Genomic DNA, 19,795 nt, shown 5'->3' on the forward strand with positions numbered 1-19,795 from the left:
GGGCATGACGAAGACAGTGGAGTTGGCCCGGAAACCGCGAACTCAGGATGCCCGGCGCGCAGCCGTCTTGCGCGTGGTGGTCCGTCGCTTGGTACGTGTCCGCGTGCTGGCGCGTCTGGCGAGACGTTTCGTCTTCGTTTTGCGGGTGGTGGTCTTTTCGCCGAGAACGGCCTCGATAAGCGCCTTTTCAAGCGTCGAGGTGACCTTGCGGCGGAGCGTGGTGGACTTCCGCCGCCGGCGTCTTGGCTTGGTCAGTTCCTTGCCGGCAGCGTCAACGACATCGGCAATGAACTCGTCGAAGAAGCCGGCCATGGCTGAAGTCTACTCAGGCACGGAGGTCTGAAGGGCGAGTGCGTGAAGCACGCCGCCCATGTTTCCCTTGAGCGCCTCGTACACCATCTGGTGCTGCTGGACGCGCGACTTGCCCCGAAAACTCTCGGCCACGACCTCGGCGGCAAAGTGATCGCCGTCGCCGGCAAGATCGCGGATCTTCACCGTTGCGTCGGGGATGCCTTGCTTGATCATCGTCTCGATGTCGCCAGCCTTCATGGGCATTCCGGGTACTCCTCGTTTCCGTCCTGTGCAGCTGGTGCTGCCTGATCCTATTCCGCCGCTTCCGCGGCGGTCGCTTCCATATAGTCAGGAAACCACGATTCATGCGCGTTGCGCAATTGGCCGACATCGAGGCTCAGGATCCCCTCGACCGAGAACGTGTCGCCGCCCACGGTGCCGAGCCTGCGGAACGGCACGCCAGCGCCCTCGGCATTGACCATGAGGAAATTGCCCATGTCGGCGGGAACGGTGACGACGTAGCGCGCCTGATCCTCGCCGAAGAGAACCGCGTGCGCCGGGCCGGCGGCTTCGGAAATGTCGATCGACATGCCCAGACCGGAGGCGATCGACATTTCGGCGAGCGCGAGCGCCAGACCGCCCGCGGAGATGTCGTGGCAGGCGGTGGCCTGGCCGTTGCGGATCAGCGAGCGGATGAAGTCGCCGTTGCGCTTTTCGTCGCCGAGATGGACCTCCGGTGCGGGACCTTCCGCAAGGCCCAGAACGTCGCGCATATAGACCGACTGGCCCAGATGGGTGCCGTCGCCGCCGAAGAGCAGCACGACATCGCCGTCCTGCATCGTGCCGATCTTGGCCATCTGCGCCCAGTCCGGGATGAGGCCGACGCCTCCGATGGTCGGGGTGGGCAGAATGCCTTCGCCATTGGTCTCGTTGTAGAGCGACACGTTGCCCGACACGATCGGGAAGCCGAGGGCGCGGCAGGCTTCGCCGATACCCTCGATGGCCTTGACGAACTGGCCCATGATCTCGGGGCGTTCGGGATTGCCGAAATTGAGGTTGTCGGTGGAGGCGAGCGGTTCGGCGCCGACGGCCGTCAGGTTGCGCCAGCATTCCGCAACCGCCTGCTTGCCGCCCTCGAACGGATCGGCCTCGACATAGCGCGGCGTGACGTCCGAGGAGAAGGCCAGCGCCTTGGTCGGATGCCCCTCGACGCGTACCACGCCGGCGTCACCGCCGGGGATCTGCAGCGAGTTGCCCTGGATCAGGGTGTCGTATTGCTCCCACACCCAGCGACGCGAGGAATTGTTGGGCGATCCCAATAGCGCCAGGAGCGCCCGGCCGTAGTCTTCCGGTTCGGCGACATCTGTCGCAGGCAGCGGCGAGAAGCGGCCCGGCTCGCGCCAGGGGCGGTCATATTCGGGCGCCTGGTCGCCCAGTTCCTTGATCGGGAGATTGGCGACTTCCTCGCCCTGGTGCAGGACCCGGAAGCGCAGGTCGTCCGTGGTCTTGCCGACGATGGCGAAGTCGAGACCCCATTTGACGAAGATGGCTTCCGCCTCGTCCTTCCTGGCGGGCTCGAGAACCATGAGCATGCGCTCCTGGCTTTCCGACAGCATCATCTCGTAGGCGCTCATGTTCTCTTCGCGTACCGGGACCTTGTCGAGATCGAGTTCGATGCCGAGATCGCCCTTGGCGCCCATTTCAACGGCCGAGCAGGTGAGCCCGGCAGCGCCCATGTCCTGGATGGCGATGACGGCGCCGGTCTGCATGAGCTCGAGGCAGGCTTCGAGCAGGCATTTTTCGGTGAACGGGTCGCCGACCTGAACGGTGGGACGCTTTTCCTCGATCGTGTCGTCGAACTCGGCAGATGCCATGGTCGCGCCGCCGACACCGTCACGGCCGGTCTTGGCGCCGAGATAGACGACGGGCAACCCCACGCCCTTGGCTTCGGACAGGAAGATCGCGTCGGTCTTGGCAAGACCCGCGGCAAAGGCGTTGACGAGGCAATTGCCGTTGTAGCGGGCGTCGAATTCCACCTCGCCGCCGACTGTCGGCACGCCGAAGGAGTTGCCGTAACCGCCCACGCCGGCGACGACACCGGCCACCAGATGGCGGGTCTTGGCATGGTCCGGGGCGCCGAAACGGAGTGCGTTCATCGCCGCGATCGGGCGGGCGCCCATGGTGAAGACGTCGCGCAGGATGCCCCCGACACCGGTCGCGGCCCCCTGATAGGGCTCGATATAGGAGGGGTGGTTGTGGCTCTCCATCTTGAAGATCACGCAGTCGCCGTCGCCGATATCGACCACGCCGGCGTTCTCGCCGGGGCCGTGGATCACGTATGGTCCGGTGGTCGGCAGCGTGCGCAGCCACTTCTTGGACGACTTGTAGGAGCAGTGCTCGTTCCACATCGCCGAGAAGATGCCGAGTTCGGTGAAGCTCGGTTCGCGGCCGATCAGCTCGAGAATACGCTCGTATTCGTCGGGCTTGAGGCCGTGGGCGGCAATCAGCTCTTCGGTGATGGCGACGGTATTGGGAATGGACATGGGCAACTGTCTTTCGGAAACGCGGATTTCTCGGGGGCGTTGTCTGGCCTTCCTATAACGCAGGCGGTGTGCTGATGGCACCCGTTTTGACTGCGCTATCCCCCGAAGAAGGCCTGTTTTTCATGCACAGCCGGATGCGCCCTTCGACCAGCGACCGACATCGGCCTTGATCCGGGGCGAAAGGGCGGAATCGGTCAGCGGCCCGTAAAGGCTCACATCCGGCCCCATGGCGGCGATGACCAGCTGGGGGAGGGATTGCGGCTTGCCGCGCGGAATGACGAGAAGGCGCGGGGTGCCCGAGGTGTCGAGCTCCGGCACGATGCCATAGGCCTTGAAGGCATCGTCCTTGAGCCAGCACTGGTGCGCCTGCGTGTTGACCTTCTGCAGTGTCGTAACCGCCTGGGCGTGCGCCGAGCCCGACGAAGGCTTCGGCTGCTCGTTGCAGCCGGCCAGGGCGGCGGCCGCGACAGCCGCGAGGGAAAGGGCGGTCAGGCGGCGCGCGGTGATCATGCGGCGACTTCCAGAGCCGCTGCGAAGAGCGCCCTGCCGTCGTCGCCGCCATGGGCGGCCTCGATGAGATTTTCCGGATGCGGCATCATGCCGAGCACGTTGCCGGCTTCGTTGACGATGCCCGCAATGTCGTTCATCGAACCGTTCGGGTTGGTGCCTTCGGCGTAGCGGAAGACCACCTGGCCCTTGTCCTCGATCGATTTCAGCGTGGTTTCGTCGGCGACGTAATTGCCATCGTGATGGGCGACCGGGCAGCGGATGATCTGGCCCTGTGTGTAGCCCGAGGTGAAGGAGGTCGAAGCATTGGCGACTTCGAGCTTGACTTCGCGGCAGACGAATTTGAGCGAAGCATTGCGCATCAGCGCGCCCGGCAGCAGGCCGGCTTCGACGAGAATCTGGAAGCCGTTGCACACGCCGATCACGCGGGTGCCGCGTTCGGCCTTTTCCTTGAGCGCCCGGAGAACCGGCATCCGGGCGGCAATTGCGCCGCAGCGCAGATAGTCGCCATAGGAGAAGCCGCCGGGCACGACGACGAGGTCGATATCGTCTGCGATCTCGGTCTCCGTCTGCCAGATGGTGACCGGCGGCGTGCCGGAAATCTTGGTGAGCGCCGCGATCATGTCGCGATCGCGATTGAGGCCGGGGAGGAGGACGACGGCGGTTTTCATGGGCAGTCCGCTTCAAGAAGAATGGAATTGGCCCCGTTTACCGCACTCCGCCGGCGATTGCGAGTGCGAAGGGTGGGGCTTCCCAGCAATTTTCGAGGGTTTTATGCGCTGACCGCGAAAAACTCAGGCATCCGGATTGTAGGGACTGTGGCCTTCGGTGAATTCGCGCAAGTCCAGCCGCTTTTCGATGCGCGCAACACGGTCGTCAAGCCGATACAGCATGCCATACATGTTATGGATATCGGATTGCATGGCGACCATAGTGCCGCGCATGTTTACGAGCTCTGCCTTCGTTTCCTGCTGAGCCAGCTTCAATTCGCCGATATCGGCGTGAATCCGCTTCATCAGCTCGTACATGAATTCCTGCGTGACATCGGCCATCAAGGCCTCCTGCAACCTCAGATAAGGGTTACAGAATAGTCCTCAATCACGGTGTTGGCCAGAAGCTTGTCGCACATGGCCTTGAGATCGGCTTCGGCCGCTGCGCGGTCGTCGCCTTCGATCTCGATGTCGAACACCTTGCCCTGGCGCACCGAGCCGACACCGTCGAAGCCGAGGCCGGAGAGGGCATGGCCGATGGCCTTGCCCTGGGGGTCGAGAACGCCGTTCTTGAGCGTTACCGTTACGCGTGCCTTGATCATTGGTCCGGACAGTCCCTGCTTACTTTACCAGAACCGGGCCGGAAGGGCGCGGCGGTTCGTTCTCGTTCATGATGCCCAGACGGCGGGCGACTTCCTGATAGGCTTCGACAAGGCTGCCGAGGTCCCGGCGGAAGACGTCCTTGTCGAGCTTCTGGTTGGTCGTCACATCCCACAGGCGGCAGGAGTCGGGCGAGATTTCGTCGGCAACGACGATGCGCATCATGTCGCCTTCATAGAGGCGGCCGCACTCGATCTTGAAGTCGACGAGCTGGATGCCGACGCCGAGGAAGAGGCCGTTGAGGAAGTCGTTGACGCGGATGGCGAGCGCCATGATGTCGTCGATTTCCTGCGGGCTTGCCCAGCCGAAGGCGGTGACATGTTCTTCCGAGACCATCGGATCGTCGAGCGCATCGGCCTTGTAGTAGAATTCGATGATCGAGCGCGGCAGCACGGTGCCTTCCTCGATGCCGAGGCGTTTGGACAGCGAGCCGGCTGCGACATTGCGTACCACCACCTCGAGCGGAATGATCTCCACTTCCTTGATCAGCTGCTCGCGCATGTTGACGCGGCGGATGAAGTGGGTGGGGATGCCGATCTTGTTGAGATGGCTGAATATGAACTCGGAAATCCGGTTGTTCAGGACGCCCTTGCCGTCAACGACATCATGCTTCTTCTTGTTGAAGGCGGTCGCGTCGTCCTTGAAGAACTGGATAAGCGTACCGGGCTCCGGGCCTTCATAAAGAATCTTGCCCTTGCCTTCGTAAATGCGGCGACGACGGTTCATTGGAAAATCTCTGTGTTTTGGCCGGACGTTTGGGAGCCATCCGGTCGTGATTGGCCATTTTCTGGGGTATTATCGCATCGCGGCGGCTTCGACAACGCCGTTGGGTCCCGAAGTCACCGATAATTCAGTCAGGGTTCGGTTTCATCTCATTGCACTTTTGCCCACCTTTTGGTTTATGGCGGGCAATCCCCTGCGGGGGAGGAAACGATAACACTTAGCCGGAGAAGGCCATGACCAGCTTAAATGATCGCGAAAAAGCGTTCGAAAACAAGTTTGCTCACGACCAGGAAATGAAGTTCAAGGCGGAAGCCCGCGCCAACAAGCTGCTCGGTCTCTGGGCTGCCGAGAAGATGGGCATCTCCGGCGACGACGCCGATGCCTATGCCAAGACCGTCGTGATTGCCGATTTCGAGGAAGCCGGTCACGAAGACGTCTTCCGCAAGGTGCGCGGCGACTTCGACGCGAAGAACATCGCGGTGTCCGACGAGGAGATCCGCGCCAAGATGCTCGAACTGGCACATATTGCCATCGAACAGATCCAGGCCGAATAGGCGGCAGCAATATTCGAGCCTGTCCCAACCGCTTCCGGCTTCCCGGGAGCGGTTTTTTGTTGGATTGGTCTATACTGGAAAAAATGGAGGAGCCCGCATGCTTTTGAACCCACGTCTGGCACAACCCGAACCCCTGTTCGTGGCATGGTCATCCTACCCGGCGGCCGGCATGCCGGCTCGCATGGCGCATGCGGGTTTCGATGCGGTGGTGATCGACATGCAGCACGGCATGCACACCGAAACATCCGCGCTCCGGGAGCCTTTGGAGATCATGGCCGCGGGCAAGCCGCCGATCCTCCGCATTCCGGTCGGACGATTCGATCTCGCCTCGCGCGGACTCGATGCCGGCTTCGAGGCCGTCATCGCGCCGATGATCAACACGCTCGAAGACGCCAGGGCCTTCGTTGCGGCGATGAAATACCCGCCGCTGGGCGAGCGCTCCTGGGGACCGTTGCAGGCTCTCAACCTTCACCGCGAGCACACGGCCGGCACCTATTTCAAGTCTGCGAACGCCCAGACCCTGGCAATTGCGATGATCGAGACGATGGCCGCCGTGGAGATCTACGAGGAGATTCTGGCGATCGAGGGCATCGACGGCCTTTTCGTCGGCCCATCCGATCTGTCGATTTCCTGGTCGGGCGGCAAGGAGATGAACCCCTTCTTGCCGGAGATGCAGGATTTTATCGCCGGTATCGCCAGAAGCTGCACGGAGGCCGGCAAGCTTTCGGCGATCTATGCCAATTCCGCCGAATCGGCCATCGCGGCCGCAAGGATGGGATACCGTATGATCACCGCGACCAACGACGATGTGCTGATCCAGACCGGGGCGGACGCGATTCTCGGTGCAGTGCGCGGCTGACCGGGATCAGGCCTCAGCCGTCAGCCGCGAGAGGAATTTCGCGAACACCATCGAGCCTTCCGGCCAGGGACCATGGCCGGAGGCTGCATCGATATGGCCGGAATGGCCGGCATCGATGAAGAGCGAGCCCCAGGCATTCGCCATGTCGCCGGCATGTTCGAAACTGCCGAAGGAATCATCGCGGCTGGCAATGACGATGGACGGGCAGGGGAGCGGTTCTTCCGGATAGGGGCCGAAAGTCATCAGGTGCTTTGGCCTTATGCCCGGATTGGCAACTTCCGGCGGGGCGACCAGGAAGGCGCCGGCGATCTTCTTTTCGAATTGCGGCACGGCCTGAACGAATGTCGCGACCCCCAGCGAATGGGCGATGATCACGACGGGCCGCTCGGCGCCGTTGACGGCCTCGGCGAGCGTCGCCGTCCAGTCCTCGACAAGCGGCTTCGTCCATTCCGCCTGCTCGACCCGACGCGCCGAGGAGAGCTTTTTCTCCCAGCGTGTCTGCCAGTGATCAGGACCGGAATTCTTGAATCCAGGAACGATGAGAATATCGGTTTCTGCGACTTTCATGGGCGGGGATGTGGTCTTTTGGCCTCAAAATGTCAATATTCGGCGATATTTCAAGTTTTCTTGATATGGCGCGACAGCCCTAAAAAGATGCCGCCGCGGCTCGGGAGAACCGCGGCGGCTGTCGGTGAACCCACGTCGTTGCCCCGGAGGCATGGGAACACCGGACGGGGAAACGACCTGAATGTCAGTCGATGGGTGTGGTGGCGATGGGAGTGGTGGCGATCGGAGGCGTGGCGAGCGTCGAGGTGGCGGCGACTGGCGTGGCCTGCATTCCTTCGGATAGGTGAGAGCCGTCTACCGTGGCCGTGCCGCTGTGGGCCGCGTTGGCCGAGCGTGCGCCGACCGCTGCATCCAGGGTCGCCTGATCGACGCCGGAAAATGTGGAGAGGAAAAGATAGCCGCCCGCCACGATTGCCGCTGCGACACCGATGAGCCATGTGACCGTCGCGGCGTCTTCGATCTCGATTTCCGTCTTGGTTCGGCCAAAGCGACGCGTCTGCGCCGGGCCGTGGTCCTGCTGTATGTCAGTCAATTTACTCAACCTCCTGCGGGTTGCCCCGGTCGTCGGCGTGAAGCGTCGCGGCGCCGGGGTTCTTTTGAGGAGGAAATGTGATGCGTGATTGGGGCCGAAATCCGGCGCAATCGCTCACATAAGATGTACGAATGTCACAGCGAGCGGAATTGCTTTCCAGCCGTGAAGCGACAGGATAAGTATCCGCCGACAGGAGGCCCTGAATGAAGAGTACGAACACAATTCGCCGCAGGACGGCAGTGATTGCAGCCGCGCTGGCCGCAGTTCTGGGACCTGCCGCGGCCGGTGCGGGGAGCGCTCAGGCAGCTGAAATTCCGGACTTCGCGAACCGCATCGTCTCCGCGGCCTCGGGCGATGTCGATGGTGACGGCAAGGTCGACCTCGTGCTGCTTCTGACGCCCGACGAAGACGCCGGCGAAAGGGACCACGGATTGTTGCTGATGAAGGGCGCGGGAAAGGACAAGGACCGGATCAGGCCGAAAGCCTATTATCCCGACCTCGTCTGGGGTGGCCTGCCAGGCGGCATGGTCGGCAACCGTCCCTCGGTCACGATCGCGGCGAACAGCTCGATCAGGCTGCTCTCCCACAATGACTCCGTGGGCCGGCATCGCTGGAGCCAGACGCTCACACTGGCATGGCGTGACGGGAAGATGATGCTCGCCGGCTATACCTATTCCAGCTACGACACCCTGGTGAAGGGCGGCGATGCCAGGAAGTGCGATGTGAACCTGCTGACGGGCAGGGGAGAGCGCGAGGTGGACGAGGACGAGGAGCAGTTCACGCTCTCGCTCGGTCCGCTGACGGTCGAGGACTGGCCGCGCTTCCAGGACAAGGGTTTTTGCGGCATCGAGTGAGCCGTCATATGTGCAGGCATGAAAGAGGTGTGCAGGCATGAAAAAGGCCGGCGCTCGCGTGAGGCCGGCCCTGAAACTTCATGCGCTGCCTGATGCCGCTCAGCGACGGCCGCGGAAGTGGCCATTGTCGATCTGGCGGCTGCGATATTCCAGATCGTAGATGTCGCGCGATTCGTTGAGGTAGCGCATTTCAAGCTCGTGCTGCGACGGAACGCGGAACTTGGCGGCGAATTTCTGCAGGTTCGAAAACATGTTCGTTTCCCCTTAGTTCGAGTTCTCCCAGTCGCAGGATGCACGCGTGGGGGAAGAGAAACAAACGCCTTTTCGCCAATGCTGCTATGCAGCAAACTCATGGCGAGTTTTGCTGCATAGCAATATGGGACGGTTCGATCAGGCTTCGCCGAAGACCCGGCGGAAGATCGTGTCGACGTGCTTGGTGTGGTAGTCCATGTCGAATTTCGCGTTGATGCCGTCCACGCCGAGCGCCTTGACGACGTCCGCGTCGGCGAGCAGAAGCTCGCGGAAATCCAGGCGCTCTTCCCAGACCTTGAGCGCATTGCGCTGCACCATGGAATAGGCGTCCTCGCGGCTCACGCCGGCCTGGGTGAGGGCCAGAAGAACGCGCTGGCTCATCACCAGACCCGGGAACTTGTTCATGTTGTCGAGCATGTTCTGCGGGAAGATGAGCATCTTCTCGACGACGCCTGCGAGACGGTTGAGCGCGAAGTCGAGCGTGATCGTCGCGTCAGGCGCAATGCCGCGCTCGACCGAGGAGTGGGAGATGTCGCGCTCGTGCCAGAGAGCGACGTTCTCCATGGCCGGGATCACGGTCATGCGCACCAGGCGGGCAAGGCCTGTCAGGTTTTCGGTCAGGACGGGGTTTTTCTTGTGCGGCATGGCCGAGGAGCCCTTCTGGCCCATCGAGAAGAATTCCGCGCCTTCCAGTACTTCCGTGCGCTGCATGTGGCGGATCTCGATCGCCACGTTCTCGATCGACGAGGCAATGACCCCGAGGACGGCGAAGAACATTGCGTGACGGTCGCGCGGGATCACCTGGGTTGAGATCGGCTCGGGCCTGAGGCCGAGCTTCTCGCAGACATGTTCCTCGACCGCCGGATCGATATTGGCGAAGGTGCCGACGGCACCGGAGATCGCGCCCGTGGCGATTTCCTCGCGGGCGGCCTGAAGGCGGGCCTTGTTGCGGTCCATCTCGGCATAGAAGCGGGCAAAGGTCAGCCCCATCGTGGTGGGCTCGGCGTGAATGCCGTGCGAGCGGCCGACGCGGACGGTGTTCTTGTGTTCGAAGGCGCGGGTCTTCAGCGCGGCGAGAAGCTTGTCCATGTCGGCAAGCAGGATGTCTGCGGCGCGAACGAGCTGAACGTTGAGGCAGGTGTCGAGCACGTCCGACGAGGTCATGCCCTGGTGAACGAAACGGGCTTCCTCGGAGCCGACATGCTCGGCCAGATGGGTGAGGAAGGCGATGACGTCGTGCTTGGTGACGGCTTCGATCTCGTCGATGCGGGCGACGTCGAAATCCACGTCCCTGGCCCTCCAGACCGCTTCCGCGTTCTCCTTCGGGATGACGCCGAGCGCGGCCTGCGCGTCGCAGGCATGGGCTTCGATCTCGTACCAGATCTTGAACTTGGTGGCGGGCTCCCAGATGGCGGTCATCTCGGGACGGGCATAACGGGGGATCATGGGCGTATCCGTATTTCGGTCGGCGATGAGGGTGGTCGGGAGCGGTCTATCCCAAAACCTGTGCGAAAGGAAACGGCCCGCGGCGCTCAGAAAGGGAAAATTGTGCCGGAACGCCCGGCCTTTCCTGCATTTCGCGCAATAATCAGTGCGGTGAGGAACAGAACCACCGCGCCGAGCGGCAAATAGAGCCGCAAGCCCATCACGGCGAACTGGTAGACGGCCGCCGCTGTCGTGAAGACGAACTGGAAGATCCAGATCTTGGAAAGGAATTCGCTGTGCCACTGCGCATAGTAGATCCGGTACTGGAGCGCGAAGAGGCCTGCAGTGACGATCACGGTGCCGCAGGAGAGAAACAGCACCGAGGCTGCAAACCAGGTTTCGGGCGCACGGCGATAGGAGCAGAAGCGGATCGCGCAAAGCGCCAGCGGCCAGGCGATGGCGCCTCCGGCGAAGAACAGCATCGACAGTGCCTGCAGATGCCAGGTATCGAGCCGGATGGCGATCCACAGGGCAAGCTGCGCCGACAGTGTCATGGCGAGGCCCCACAGGACGGCGCCGACGCTTGCGGAGCGGGCAGAGGGCAGGGCGAAGCGCAAACGCGCCACAAGACCGGAAGACGTCTTCCGGTCCGGAGTTGCTGAAATGTCGGGCAAGCCTCAGTCGATCCTTTTCGTCACCGCAATGTAGCGCCCGTCGGGGCCCTCGAAACCGATATTCCTGATCAATACCAGAATCGCATGGGTTGTCGAACCGTCCGGATTGCGATGCGTCATCGCTCCGGCGATCTTGTAGGACAGCGGGCAGCCGCGCGAATTCGGGATCGAGGTGTCGTCATGAAGCAGGATGGCGTCCGCATTGCCGGCGGCCTTCTTCATCTCGAGCCGGAACCCCTTGTTCGCCTGATCGAACGACGTGCAGTTCGACGATGGCGTAAGCGTCTTCTCCGTGAGGGATACGCCCCACGTGTCGCCGGGATAGGGCTCGATGGCAAATGGCTGGTAAAGCAGGAATGTGCCGTCCGATTGCGGTTCGGTGGCCGGCTGGAAGGCTGCGAAGATGCCTGGGTCGTCGGCCGCCCCGCTCGTCGTCTCGGTCTCGAGAGCCTGGGCCCTCGCTTCGGCGCGCGCGTCATTGACCGTCCTCGTCTCATCCTCGAGCCTCACGCGGACAGGCGTGCCCGGCAGATACCGGTCCGTTGTGGTGTCGATGTAGTAGCGGTTGGCATAGGCAAAGCCCGAGCCGTCCTGAACGCCGAATTCCTCGAAGGCGAAGACGCCGCCATGGCTCGAAAAGCCGATGGGGCGGAATTCCGAAAAATCGCCGGCGAGCGCTGATGCGGGGACGAGGGCGATGGTGGCTGCAGCCAGACAGGTTCTGAACATAAAACTCTCCTCTCGCCCCGCGCCGATTATGCGCTGCGGGGTGAGGGAGATGCAAGCGCGGGGCGAATGCCGCCTAACGGTCCACCGACTTCCAGGCCGGGAACATGTCGTTGTCCTGCGGTGTGGCTTCGTAAACGCCGCGCGCGATGGCGCGGGCCATGGTCGAGGCCGCCATCGCGCAGAGGTCGAGAAAGTCGTGCAGATCGGGCTTCTTGCCGCTCCTGCCGGTGGCGAGCGCGAAGACCAGATCGCCGTCGAACGGGGTATGCGCGGGCCAGATGGCGCGGGCAAAGCCGTCATGGGCGGCAATCGCCAGACGCTTGGCCGCGGCCTTGTCCAGAACCGCGTCCGTGGCGATGACCGCGATCGTGGTATTGGCGCCCGCCTGTTTCGTCATCTCGCGGAATTTCACTTTCGGCGTGCCGGCATTGTCGGGCATCGGGTGGGGGAGGCCGAGACCGCCGAACTCGCCGTCCTTCTCGAACGGGGCGGCCCAGAAGTTGCGGGTGTCGCCGACCGTGACGGAGCCAACGGCATTGACACCGACCAGAGCACCCAGGGTGAAGCCGCTGTCCGTCCTGTCCGAAGCCGAGCCGAGACCGCCCTTCAACCCCGCGGTCAAAGCGCCGTAGCCGGCTCCGGCGGTGCCGAGCTCGAAGGTTTCGCCGGCGGTGTCGGCGGCCGCGAATCCCAGTTCGCGATAAGGCGAAAAGCGGCCCCAGTCCTTGTCGCCATTGTTGACGAGGTCGAAGAGGATTGCCGAGGGGACGATCGGGATGCGGTGGGGGCCGAGCAGGAACCCGCGGTCGTGCTCGCGCAACCAGGCCTGAACCCCGGACGCCGCATCGAGCCCGAAGGCCGATCCGCCCGAAAGCGTGATCGCATCGACGCCGTCGATCATGTTGTGGGGTTCGAGAAGATCGGTTTCGCGGGTGCCGGGCGCGCCGCCGAGCACCTGGACGGCTGCCGCGGTGGGCTTGTCGCAGAGGATGGCGGTAACGCCCGACCTGACCTTTTCGTCATGGGCATTGCCGACGGTCAGGCCGGCCACATCGGTAATGAGATTTCTCGTTTTCACGGCGATTGCCTCAGTTTTGCGGGGCGGCGGAGGTGACGCGCTCGAAACGCCCGTCGCGCCATTCTGCGAGCGAAAAGCCGGACTGCTGGCGCTCGCCGTCGGAGCCGAAGCTGACGACGCCGAGTGCCGTCCCGAACTTGCCGCGTTCGAGCAACTCGCCCAGATTGCCGCGTTCATACATGGGAGCGAGCGAGCCGAGGACCTGGGCCGCGACATAGGCCGGGAGCCGCAGGCCCTCGATGGGAAGACCGGCAGCGGCAAAGGCGCTCGCCGCTGACGAGGAGGCTGCGTCCGGCAACGCGTCTGTTGCAATGACGGCCAGCGTGCCGTTCGGGATCGGTGCCTCGCCCCGCGGCGCGTTGAGCGCGTCACCCCCCATGAATGTCAGATCAAGCCCGGCCGATGCCGTGTCGCGGGCGATGATCGCCAGGTCCGATCGGTCTCCGCCGACGAAGACACGCGCCACGCCTGCGGCATCGAGCCGACGAACCAGGCTCGGCTGGCGCTCCTGTCCCGGGCGGTAATTGTCGATGAAGTTCGGCTTCAGTCCCCGGTCTTCCAGATCGACCCGGATGGCTTCCACAAGTTCGCGCCCCTGTATCGTGCCGTCCTCGATCAGCGCAAAGGGACGGTCGGCCCAGAGCGAGATGATTGATTCGGCGGCGACCTCGGCCTCCTGGCTGTCGCGAGGTGCAAGGCGGTAGAAGGACCAGTCGTTGCGGCTGGCCTCCTCGGCAAGGATGTCGGCGCGCACGGTGAGCGTGAGCACCGGAATGCCCTCGGCAGAGAGAAGGGGCAGGGCAGCCGCGAGGCTTTCCGCGCACAGATAGCCGACGACGACATCGACGCCCGCCTCGGCGAAGGATTGCGCCGATTCGACCCCGCTCCTGGCGTCGCAGCGATCCTCGCCTTCAACGAGATCGGTGAAGCTCCTGGCCGTATCCTGTTCCCAGACACGGAAGCCGTCGATCACCTGCTGTCCGAGCGGCGCGAAGGGGCCCGTTTCGGGAATGGCGAGGCCCACGCGCAGGTCTGCGGCGGCAGCGGGGCCGGCGGCGAGGCTTGCGAGGGTGAAAACAAGGGCAGTCGTGATATGCATCATGATGAGCAAACCCTAGTGCGGATCAGCTCCATTTGGAAGCGCGGGCAAAGTCGTAGTTTCCGCTATTCCCCTATGGATACGGGGTTTTTCCCCTCTCGCCGGGTTTCAATCGGGCTATGGCTGCCTATCTAGGCGAGACAAGGGGAGCCGTTATGGCTACACATGCCTCCGCGCGACCGGAAACGACATAGTCGAATAAAGGCAAGTCATTTTGAGCTATTCGAAAATTTCACCCGAACTCTATCGCGATGCCATGGCGCGTTACGCGGGACATGTGCAGATCGCCACCGCCGATCATGACGGCATCAAGCGCGGCGTCACGGTGACCGCTGCCTGTTCGGTCTCGGACAATCCCGCGACCGTTCTCGTCTGCGTGGCGAAGGGTAATGCGGCCAACCGTACCTTCGTCGAAGCCGGTGCCTTCGCGCTCAACACGCTGGCCGCCCGTCATCAGCCGCTCGCGGACGTCTTTTCCGGTCTCGTCCCGATGGATCCGGACAAGCGTTTCGAACAGGGTGTCTGGGATAAGATGGAAACCGGCGCGCCGACGCTTGCCGATGCGGCGGTGGTTTATGACTGCAAGCTGGTCGAGGCCAAGGATGTGGCCACCCACATGGTGCTGTTCGGCGAGGTCCAGGCCATCCGCCTGGGAGAAAGCGCCCCGGCCCTCATTTACTTAAACCGCTCCTATCATACAGTGTGATTGCGAGTTTCAGGGGAGGTGACATGACCGCAGCCAGTCGAAACGTGCCTGAGAGCATCGAGGCAACGCTGAAGATGCTGGAAGAGCATGACTATGTGGCCGGCCGCGCGCTGGCGACGGTCCTGTTTCTCAGCCTGCGCATGGGCCGGCCGCTGTTCCTCGAGGGGGAGGCGGGTGTCGGCAAGACCGAGATCGCCAAGGTGCTTGCCCACGCGCTCGATCGCCCGTTGATCAGGCTGCAATGCTATGAAGGTCTCGACGTCTCGTCGGCCGTCTATGAATGGAACTACCCCGCGCAGATGCTGGAAATCAGGCTGGCCGAAGCCACCGGCGAGGCGGACCGTGATCGTATCGAGACCAATATTTTCGACGAACGCCACCTGATCCGCCGTCCGGTGCTTCAGGCGCTGCAGGGCGAGCCCGGGCGCGCGCCGGTGTTTCTCATCGACGAACTCGACCGCACCGACGAGGCTTTCGAGGCCTTCCTGCTCGAAATCCTCTCCGACTTTCAGGTCACGATCCCCGAACTCGGCACCATCAAGGCCGCCGAGCCGCCGATTGTCATCATCACCACCAACCGGACGCGCGAGATCCACGACGCGCTTAAGCGTCGCTGCCTCTATCACTGGGTGGATTATCCGGAGGCTGATGCCGAGCTCGAGATCATCCGCCGCAAGGTGCCGGGGGCTGCCGAGGCGCTGACTGCCGAGATTGTCGCCTATGTACAGAAGCTCAGGCAGATGGAGCTCTTCAAGAACCCCGGTGTGGCCGAAACGATCGACTGGGCGACCGCGCTGACCGAACTGGACCGGCTGGCGCTCGATCCGCAGACCGTTTCCGATACGCTCGGTACGCTCCTCAAATATCAGGACGACATTGCCCGGATCGAAGGGTCCGCGGGACGCCAGATCCTCGACGAGGTGAAGGCGGATCTGGCGCGGGCAGGCTGATGGCTGAGGCGGGCGATACATCGCGCACCGGAGCCGGCAACGCCATCGTCATGCCCTCCGGCGATCCCGGCAAACTCGCCGACAATATCGCCTTTTTCGCGCGAACACTGAGGAAGGCCGGCATGAAGGTCGGTCCGGCCAGCTCGCGCGATGCGGTCGAGGCGGTTACCGTCGCAGGCATCGGCAGCCGGGAGGAGTTCTACTGGGTGCTGCACTCGGTCTTCGTCAAGCGCCGCGAGGATCACGTCGTCTTCGATCAGGCCTTCAGGCTGTTCTGGCGCTCGCGCGATCTGGTCGAAAAGATGATTGCGATGTTTTCGCCCGTCGTGCCCGACAGCCGTCCGAAGGAAAAACCCAAGGCGGGCGAATCCCGGGTCAACGAGGCTCTCTTCGAAGGTCACGACAAGCATCGTCCGGTCCAGGAGAAGCCGGAGATCGAGATCGACGCCAGTCAGACCGCATCCGGCAGCGAGGTCAACCGCACGCAGGATTTTGCGCAGATGAGTGCTGCCGAACTCGCCGAGGCGAAGAAGGCGATCGCCGCTCTCTCCCTGCCTTTCGACGAGATCGAGACCCGCCGGTTCGAAGCGGCCAACCGTGCCATGCGGGTGGATCCGCGTGCCACGATGCGCGCGGCGATGAAGACCGGCGGCGACCTGATCCTGCCGCGCTACCGGAGGAAGCGGAAAGTGCACCCGCCGCTCGTCATCATCGCAGACATCTCCGGCTCGATGAGCCAGTACACCCGCATCTTCCTGCATTTCATGCATGTCATCACCGAGCGCAGGCGCGGGGTTCACACCTTTCTGTTCGGTACCCGACTGACCAACATCACCCGCCAGATGCGCTACCGCGACCCCGACGAGGCGGTGGACCAGTGCGTCGGCATGGTCAAGGACTGGTCGGGCGGCACCCGGATCGGTGAAACGCTCAACGAATTCAACAGGAACTGGTCGCGCCGGGTGCTGGGCCAGGGGGCGACTGTCATTCTCATTACCGACGGGCTGGAGCGCGATTCGATCGACGAACTGGACCGCGAGATGGATCGCCTCCACCGCTCGTGCCGTCGGCTCGTCTGGCTCAATCCGCTGCTGCGCTTCGATGGCTTCGAAGCCCGCGCGCGGGGCGTGCGCACCATACTGCGCCACGTCGACGAGGTGCGCGCCGTTCACAACATCGCGGCGATGTCGGATCTGGTCACGGCGCTCGGCGACGACCGTCACGGCAAATGGGATCCGCGCCGGCTGGCCGTGCCTGCGGCATAGGGGAGGACCATTCGGTTCTCCCGGACTTGCGGAACCGGGCAACGGCGCACCATATTGAGGAGAGACTTCTGAACAAGGAGGGCTGCGCATGTCCCTGTCCGAACAAGCAGATATCCGAGATCCGCTGATGATCGCCGAGGGCTGGATGAACGAAGGCCGTGATCTGGCGATTGCCACGGTCGTGGAAACCTGGGGGTCCGCCCCCCGTCCGACGGGCAGCCATCTCGTCATCGATGCCGAGGGCAATTTCGAAGGCTCCGTTTCCGGCGGATGCGTCGAGGGAGCAGTGATTGCCGAAGCGATCGAGGTGATCGAGAGCGGCAAACCGCGCATGCTCGAATTCGGCGTTGCCGATGAGACCGCCTGGCGCGTCGGGCTCTCCTGCGGCGGCAAGATCCGCGTCTATCTGGAGCGGCTCGGCTGATGGATCCCCATGTTCTCAAATCCCTCAATGCCGCCAAGCGCGCTCGTGAGGCCGCTGTCATCGTCACCGACCTCAATGACGGCCGCGATCGCATGGTGCGCGCCGGCGATCATGTCGCCGGCGAGCTCGGCGAGGCGATCGGCAAGGCGCTCAAATCCGGAAAATCCGGTATTGCCGAGGCGGAAGGCCGCGAGTTCTTCCTGAATGTCCACGTTCCGCCGGCCCGCATGGTCATCATCGGCGCGGTCCACATCAGCCAGGCGCTCGCTCCGATGGCGCGGATGGCGGGTTTCGACGTGACCGTGATCGATCCGCGCACGGCTTTCGCGACGCCGGAGCGCTTCGAGGACAGCGATCTCGTGGCCGACTGGCCGGAGGATGTGCTCAAGGATCGGCCTCTCGACTATTTCACGGCGCTGGTCGCCGTGACCCACGATCCGAAGATCGACGACTATCCGTTGATCTCGGCGCTGAAGACCGGGTGCTTCTATGTCGGCGCGCTCGGTTCGCGAAAGACCCATGGCCGCCGCGTCGAACGGTTGAAGGAAGCCGGCCTGAGCGAGCAGACGATCGGGCGCATTGCTGCACCAATCGGATTGCCGATCGGGGCGGCGAGCCCCGCCGAGATCGCCGTCTCGGTTCTTGCGCAGGTGATCGAAGCGCTCAGAACGCGGGACCTGCCGGTCCGTGATGCCGACGAAGGGGCGGCGGCGTGAAGTTTGGCCCGGTTCCGGTGCACGACGCTGAAGGGGCTATTCTCGCCCATTCCACGCAAGCCGGAAAAGCAAGATTAAAGAAGGGCTTGCAGCTCGACGCGGACTCAATTTCGCAGCTTCTTGAATCAGGTCTTGAACATGTCATCGTTGCCCGTCTGGACACGGGCGATATCGACGAGAACAAGGCTGCGGGGCGAATTGCTGCCGCTTTCTTGGGAGCAGGTGTCGAGGCGAGGGCGCCGGCGACCGGTCGCGTCAATCTCCACGCCAGCTCGGCCGGCCTGTTTCGCGCCGACAAGGCGCGGGTCGATGCCTTCAACTCGATCGATCCGGCTATCACCTATGCCTGCCTTAATGACCGCAGCGTGGTCGCCGGGGGCGACATGGTGGCGACCATCAAGATCATCCCACTCGCCGTTGCCGGGGCGTCGGTCGAGCGTGCGGAGACACTGATTGCGGAGCAGGGGTTTTCGCATGTCCGGCCTTTCGCGTTGCGCAGCGTCGGCTATGTGGCGACGGCCTTGCCGACGCTCAAGCCGAAGGTCATGGTGAAGACGCGCGAACTGACGGCCTCCCGCCTGGCCGCGTACGGCGCGACGATCGTGGCTTCCGCCGAGGTCGGGCACGAGGCAGCCGCCTTGGCCTCGGAACTCGAAGCCATCGCCGCGGACTGCGAGATGATCATCATCTTCGGCGCTTCGGCGGTAACGGACACCAACGATGTGATCCCCGCAGCCATCCGGCAGGCTGGCGGACACGTCGAACGCGTCGGCATGCCCGTCGATCCGGGAAATCTCATTGTCATCGGCTCGATCGGCGGCAAGCCTGTCATTGGCGCGCCGGGCTGCGCCCGTTCACCCAGGGAGAACGGCTTCGACTGGGTTCTGGCCCGGATCATGGCCGGCGAAAGCCCGGGCAATGACGATCTGGCCGCAATGGGCGTCGGCGGGCTGCTGATGGAAATCCCGACAAGACCCCAGCCCCGGCTGCCGCGCGACAAAGCCCAGGTCATGGGTGTCGGCATCGTGTTGATGGCGGCCGGACGTGCGAGCCGCATGGGTGAGGGCGCCGGCCACAAGCTGCTGGCCGAGTTCGACGGAGAACCGCTGGTGCGTCTGATGGCGCAGCGCGCGCTTGCGAGCCGGGCCGAGGCGGTGGCGGCGGTCACCGGTTTCCGCGCCGAGGATGTGGCGGGGGCCCTTGAAGGCCTCGAACTGACCATCGCGGAGAATACCGGTTACGCCTCGGGCATGGCCTCGTCGCTGAAGACCGGCGTGGAGGCTCTTGGCCCCGATCTTTCCGGCATCATGATCCTGCTCGGTGACATGCCAAAGCTGGAAACGGCCCATATCGACCTGCTGCTCGAAGCCTTCGGGGAGCATGATGCAAAGGCGATCATCCGTGCGGCCGACGGCGATCATCGCGGCAACCCGGTGATCCTGCCCGCCAGTCTGGTGCCGGACATCATGAAGCTGGAGGGCGATGTCGGCGCCCGCGCCCTGATCGAACAAAGCGGCCTGCCGGTCATCGATATCGATATCGGCCCGGCCGCGCGTATCGACGTGGATACGCCCGAAGCGGTGAGGGCAGCGGGCGGACGGATCGAGGGTTCATGAATGAACTCTTGCAAGGACGGCCATTGAGGTACAGGTTCCCAGCGATCGCCTGGGAAGGATG

General features: G+C 63.4%; 25 protein-coding genes. 9 read left to right on the top strand and 16 right to left on the bottom strand.

Features of this window, described 5'->3' with window-relative positions:
* Nucleotides 1-42: 42 nt before the first annotated feature.
* The 8 genes from E2A64_RS08095 to purC form a co-directional block, all read right to left on the bottom strand.
* Nucleotides 43-312 (bottom strand): hypothetical protein, encoded by a 270-nt coding sequence (locus E2A64_RS08095; protein ID WP_133283866.1) that lies wholly within the window; start codon nt 310-312, stop codon nt 43-45.
* 9 nt (nt 313-321) lie between these two features.
* Nucleotides 322-555 (bottom strand): BolA/IbaG family iron-sulfur metabolism protein, encoded by a 234-nt coding sequence (locus tag E2A64_RS08100; protein WP_133283867.1) that lies wholly within the window; start codon nt 553-555, stop codon nt 322-324.
* Nucleotides 556-602: 47 nt separating this feature from the next.
* Entirely contained in the window at nt 603-2,834 is a 2,232-nt protein-coding gene (gene purL / locus E2A64_RS08105; RefSeq protein ID WP_133283868.1) for a phosphoribosylformylglycinamidine synthase subunit PurL, read from the bottom strand.
* Nucleotides 2,835-2,954: 120 nt separating this feature from the next.
* Nucleotides 2,955-3,344, bottom strand: a complete 390-nt coding sequence (locus E2A64_RS08110) for a hypothetical protein (protein ID WP_133283869.1) — start codon at nt 3,342-3,344, stop codon at nt 2,955-2,957.
* The gene (gene purQ, locus E2A64_RS08115) at nt 3,341-4,012 is read right to left on the bottom strand and encodes a phosphoribosylformylglycinamidine synthase subunit PurQ (RefSeq protein ID WP_133283870.1); all 672 of its coding nucleotides are present in this window, start codon (nt 4,010-4,012) and stop codon (nt 3,341-3,343) included. Before purQ ends, E2A64_RS08110 begins: the two co-directional genes overlap by 4 nt.
* Nucleotides 4,013-4,135: 123 nt before the next feature.
* Nucleotides 4,136-4,393, bottom strand: coding sequence for a hypothetical protein (locus tag E2A64_RS08120; RefSeq protein ID WP_133283871.1), 258 nt, complete (start codon nt 4,391-4,393; stop codon nt 4,136-4,138).
* A 17-nt stretch (nt 4,394-4,410) separates the two neighbouring features.
* Nucleotides 4,411-4,653 carry a phosphoribosylformylglycinamidine synthase subunit PurS gene (gene purS, locus E2A64_RS08125; RefSeq protein ID WP_133283872.1) on the bottom strand — a complete coding sequence of 81 codons (243 nt, stop codon included), beginning with the start codon at nt 4,651-4,653 and terminating at the stop codon, nt 4,411-4,413.
* 19 nt (nt 4,654-4,672) lie between these two features.
* Nucleotides 4,673-5,437, bottom strand: coding sequence for a phosphoribosylaminoimidazolesuccinocarboxamide synthase (purC, locus tag E2A64_RS08130; protein ID WP_133283873.1), 765 nt, complete (start codon nt 5,435-5,437; stop codon nt 4,673-4,675).
* A gap of 230 nt (nt 5,438-5,667) precedes the next feature.
* Between purC and E2A64_RS08135 the strand changes: the two genes are divergently transcribed.
* Together E2A64_RS08135 and E2A64_RS08140 are read left to right on the top strand one after the other, a co-directional pair.
* On the top strand, nt 5,668-5,988 hold the full coding sequence (locus tag E2A64_RS08135; RefSeq protein WP_133283874.1) for a DUF1476 domain-containing protein: 321 nt from the start codon (nt 5,668-5,670) through the stop codon (nt 5,986-5,988).
* Between the two features lie 97 nt (nt 5,989-6,085).
* Entirely contained in the window at nt 6,086-6,847 is a 762-nt protein-coding gene (locus E2A64_RS08140; protein ID WP_133283875.1) for an HpcH/HpaI aldolase family protein, read from the top strand.
* Between the two features lie 6 nt (nt 6,848-6,853).
* Here the strand turns inward: E2A64_RS08140 and E2A64_RS08145 are convergent, their stop codons facing one another.
* Nucleotides 6,854-7,414 (bottom strand): RBBP9/YdeN family alpha/beta hydrolase, encoded by a 561-nt coding sequence (locus E2A64_RS08145; RefSeq protein WP_133283876.1) that lies wholly within the window; start codon nt 7,412-7,414, stop codon nt 6,854-6,856.
* Between the two features lie 184 nt (nt 7,415-7,598).
* The gene (locus tag E2A64_RS08150; RefSeq protein WP_133283877.1) at nt 7,599-7,946 is read right to left on the bottom strand and encodes a hypothetical protein; all 348 of its coding nucleotides are present in this window, start codon (nt 7,944-7,946) and stop codon (nt 7,599-7,601) included.
* A gap of 203 nt (nt 7,947-8,149) precedes the next feature.
* Here E2A64_RS08150 and E2A64_RS08155 point away from each other — a divergent pair, with 203 nt between their 5' ends.
* Nucleotides 8,150-8,800, top strand: coding sequence for a hypothetical protein (locus tag E2A64_RS08155; RefSeq protein WP_133283878.1), 651 nt, complete (start codon nt 8,150-8,152; stop codon nt 8,798-8,800).
* 99 nt (nt 8,801-8,899) lie between these two features.
* Here E2A64_RS08155 and E2A64_RS08160 read toward each other — a convergent pair whose 3' ends face one another.
* The 6 genes from E2A64_RS08160 to E2A64_RS08185 all read right to left on the bottom strand — a co-directional run bounded on the left by E2A64_RS08160 (nt 8,900) and on the right by E2A64_RS08185 (nt 14,060).
* Nucleotides 8,900-9,052 carry a DUF3563 family protein gene (locus tag E2A64_RS08160; RefSeq protein WP_133283879.1) on the bottom strand — a complete coding sequence of 51 codons (153 nt, stop codon included), beginning with the start codon at nt 9,050-9,052 and terminating at the stop codon, nt 8,900-8,902.
* Between the two features lie 138 nt (nt 9,053-9,190).
* Nucleotides 9,191-10,498 (bottom strand): adenylosuccinate lyase, encoded by a 1,308-nt coding sequence (gene purB, locus E2A64_RS08165; protein ID WP_133283880.1) that lies wholly within the window; start codon nt 10,496-10,498, stop codon nt 9,191-9,193.
* Nucleotides 10,499-10,584: 86 nt separating this feature from the next.
* Nucleotides 10,585-11,151 (bottom strand): hypothetical protein, encoded by a 567-nt coding sequence (locus E2A64_RS08170; protein ID WP_244598181.1) that lies wholly within the window; start codon nt 11,149-11,151, stop codon nt 10,585-10,587.
* Nucleotides 11,152-11,154: 3 nt separating this feature from the next.
* The gene (locus tag E2A64_RS08175) at nt 11,155-11,880 is read right to left on the bottom strand and encodes a DUF2259 domain-containing protein (protein ID WP_133283881.1); all 726 of its coding nucleotides are present in this window, start codon (nt 11,878-11,880) and stop codon (nt 11,155-11,157) included.
* 73 nt (nt 11,881-11,953) lie between these two features.
* On the bottom strand, nt 11,954-12,958 hold the full coding sequence (locus tag E2A64_RS08180) for a P1 family peptidase (RefSeq protein WP_244598182.1): 1,005 nt from the start codon (nt 12,956-12,958) through the stop codon (nt 11,954-11,956).
* A gap of 10 nt (nt 12,959-12,968) precedes the next feature.
* Nucleotides 12,969-14,060, bottom strand: a complete 1,092-nt coding sequence (locus E2A64_RS08185) for an ABC transporter substrate-binding protein (RefSeq protein WP_133283882.1) — start codon at nt 14,058-14,060, stop codon at nt 12,969-12,971.
* A 211-nt stretch (nt 14,061-14,271) separates the two neighbouring features.
* On the opposite strand from E2A64_RS08185, the gene E2A64_RS08190 reads away from it, so the two are divergent.
* From E2A64_RS08190 to E2A64_RS08215, 6 genes are all read left to right on the top strand, one after another.
* Nucleotides 14,272-14,763: a flavin reductase family protein gene (locus E2A64_RS08190; RefSeq protein ID WP_342210783.1), complete on the top strand. Its 492-nt coding sequence runs from the start codon at nt 14,272-14,274 to the stop codon at nt 14,761-14,763.
* Between the two features lie 23 nt (nt 14,764-14,786).
* Complete coding sequence (locus E2A64_RS08195; protein WP_133283884.1) at nt 14,787-15,713, top strand: AAA family ATPase; 927 nt, start codon at nt 14,787-14,789, stop codon at nt 15,711-15,713.
* Nucleotides 15,714-15,763: 50 nt separating this feature from the next.
* Nucleotides 15,764-16,978, top strand: a complete 1,215-nt coding sequence (locus E2A64_RS08200) for a vWA domain-containing protein (protein ID WP_133284316.1) — start codon at nt 15,764-15,766, stop codon at nt 16,976-16,978.
* An 88-nt stretch (nt 16,979-17,066) separates the two neighbouring features.
* Nucleotides 17,067-17,402, top strand: a complete 336-nt coding sequence (locus tag E2A64_RS08205; protein ID WP_133283885.1) for an XdhC family protein — start codon at nt 17,067-17,069, stop codon at nt 17,400-17,402.
* Nucleotides 17,402-18,118, top strand: a complete 717-nt coding sequence (locus E2A64_RS08210; RefSeq protein ID WP_133283886.1) for an XdhC family protein — start codon at nt 17,402-17,404, stop codon at nt 18,116-18,118. Before E2A64_RS08205 ends, E2A64_RS08210 begins: the two co-directional genes overlap by 1 nt.
* Nucleotides 18,115-19,734, top strand: a complete 1,620-nt coding sequence (locus E2A64_RS08215; RefSeq protein WP_133283887.1) for an NTP transferase domain-containing protein — start codon at nt 18,115-18,117, stop codon at nt 19,732-19,734. Before E2A64_RS08210 ends, E2A64_RS08215 begins: the two co-directional genes overlap by 4 nt.
* Nucleotides 19,735-19,795: the final 61 nt, after the last annotated feature.

Origin of the sequence: Pseudohoeflea suaedae (assembly GCF_004354915.1) — a bacterium.
GTDB lineage: Bacteria > Pseudomonadota > Alphaproteobacteria > Rhizobiales > Rhizobiaceae > Pseudohoeflea > Pseudohoeflea suaedae.

Coding starts and splice junctions, on each gene's coding strand:
- E2A64_RS08200 (WP_133284316.1), top strand. CDS start 15,764: ATGCCCTCCGGCGATCCCGGCAAACTCGCCGACAATATCGCCTTTTTC.
- E2A64_RS08160 (WP_133283879.1), bottom strand. CDS start 9,052: ATGTTTTCGAACCTGCAGAAATTCGCCGCCAAGTTCCGCGTTCCGTCG.
- purQ (WP_133283870.1), bottom strand. CDS start 4,012: ATGAAAACCGCCGTCGTCCTCCTCCCCGGCCTCAATCGCGATCGCGAC.
- purS (WP_133283872.1), bottom strand. CDS start 4,653: ATGATCAAGGCACGCGTAACGGTAACGCTCAAGAACGGCGTTCTCGAC.
- E2A64_RS08135 (WP_133283874.1), top strand. CDS start 5,668: ATGACCAGCTTAAATGATCGCGAAAAAGCGTTCGAAAACAAGTTTGCT.
- purB (WP_133283880.1), bottom strand. CDS start 10,498: ATGATCCCCCGTTATGCCCGTCCCGAGATGACCGCCATCTGGGAGCCC.
- E2A64_RS08155 (WP_133283878.1), top strand. CDS start 8,150: ATGAAGAGTACGAACACAATTCGCCGCAGGACGGCAGTGATTGCAGCC.
- E2A64_RS08205 (WP_133283885.1), top strand. CDS start 17,067: ATGTCCCTGTCCGAACAAGCAGATATCCGAGATCCGCTGATGATCGCC.
- E2A64_RS08140 (WP_133283875.1), top strand. CDS start 6,086: ATGCTTTTGAACCCACGTCTGGCACAACCCGAACCCCTGTTCGTGGCA.
- E2A64_RS08120 (WP_133283871.1), bottom strand. CDS start 4,393: ATGGCCGATGTCACGCAGGAATTCATGTACGAGCTGATGAAGCGGATT.
- E2A64_RS08185 (WP_133283882.1), bottom strand. CDS start 14,060: ATGATGCATATCACGACTGCCCTTGTTTTCACCCTCGCAAGCCTCGCC.
- E2A64_RS08210 (WP_133283886.1), top strand. CDS start 17,402: ATGGATCCCCATGTTCTCAAATCCCTCAATGCCGCCAAGCGCGCTCGT.
- E2A64_RS08095 (WP_133283866.1), bottom strand. CDS start 312: ATGGCCGGCTTCTTCGACGAGTTCATTGCCGATGTCGTTGACGCTGCC.
- E2A64_RS08195 (WP_133283884.1), top strand. CDS start 14,787: ATGACCGCAGCCAGTCGAAACGTGCCTGAGAGCATCGAGGCAACGCTG.
- E2A64_RS08100 (WP_133283867.1), bottom strand. CDS start 555: ATGCCCATGAAGGCTGGCGACATCGAGACGATGATCAAGCAAGGCATC.
- purC (WP_133283873.1), bottom strand. CDS start 5,437: ATGAACCGTCGTCGCCGCATTTACGAAGGCAAGGGCAAGATTCTTTAT.
- E2A64_RS08145 (WP_133283876.1), bottom strand. CDS start 7,414: ATGAAAGTCGCAGAAACCGATATTCTCATCGTTCCTGGATTCAAGAAT.
- purL (WP_133283868.1), bottom strand. CDS start 2,834: ATGTCCATTCCCAATACCGTCGCCATCACCGAAGAGCTGATTGCCGCC.
- E2A64_RS08175 (WP_133283881.1), bottom strand. CDS start 11,880: ATGTTCAGAACCTGTCTGGCTGCAGCCACCATCGCCCTCGTCCCCGCA.
- E2A64_RS08110 (WP_133283869.1), bottom strand. CDS start 3,344: ATGATCACCGCGCGCCGCCTGACCGCCCTTTCCCTCGCGGCTGTCGCG.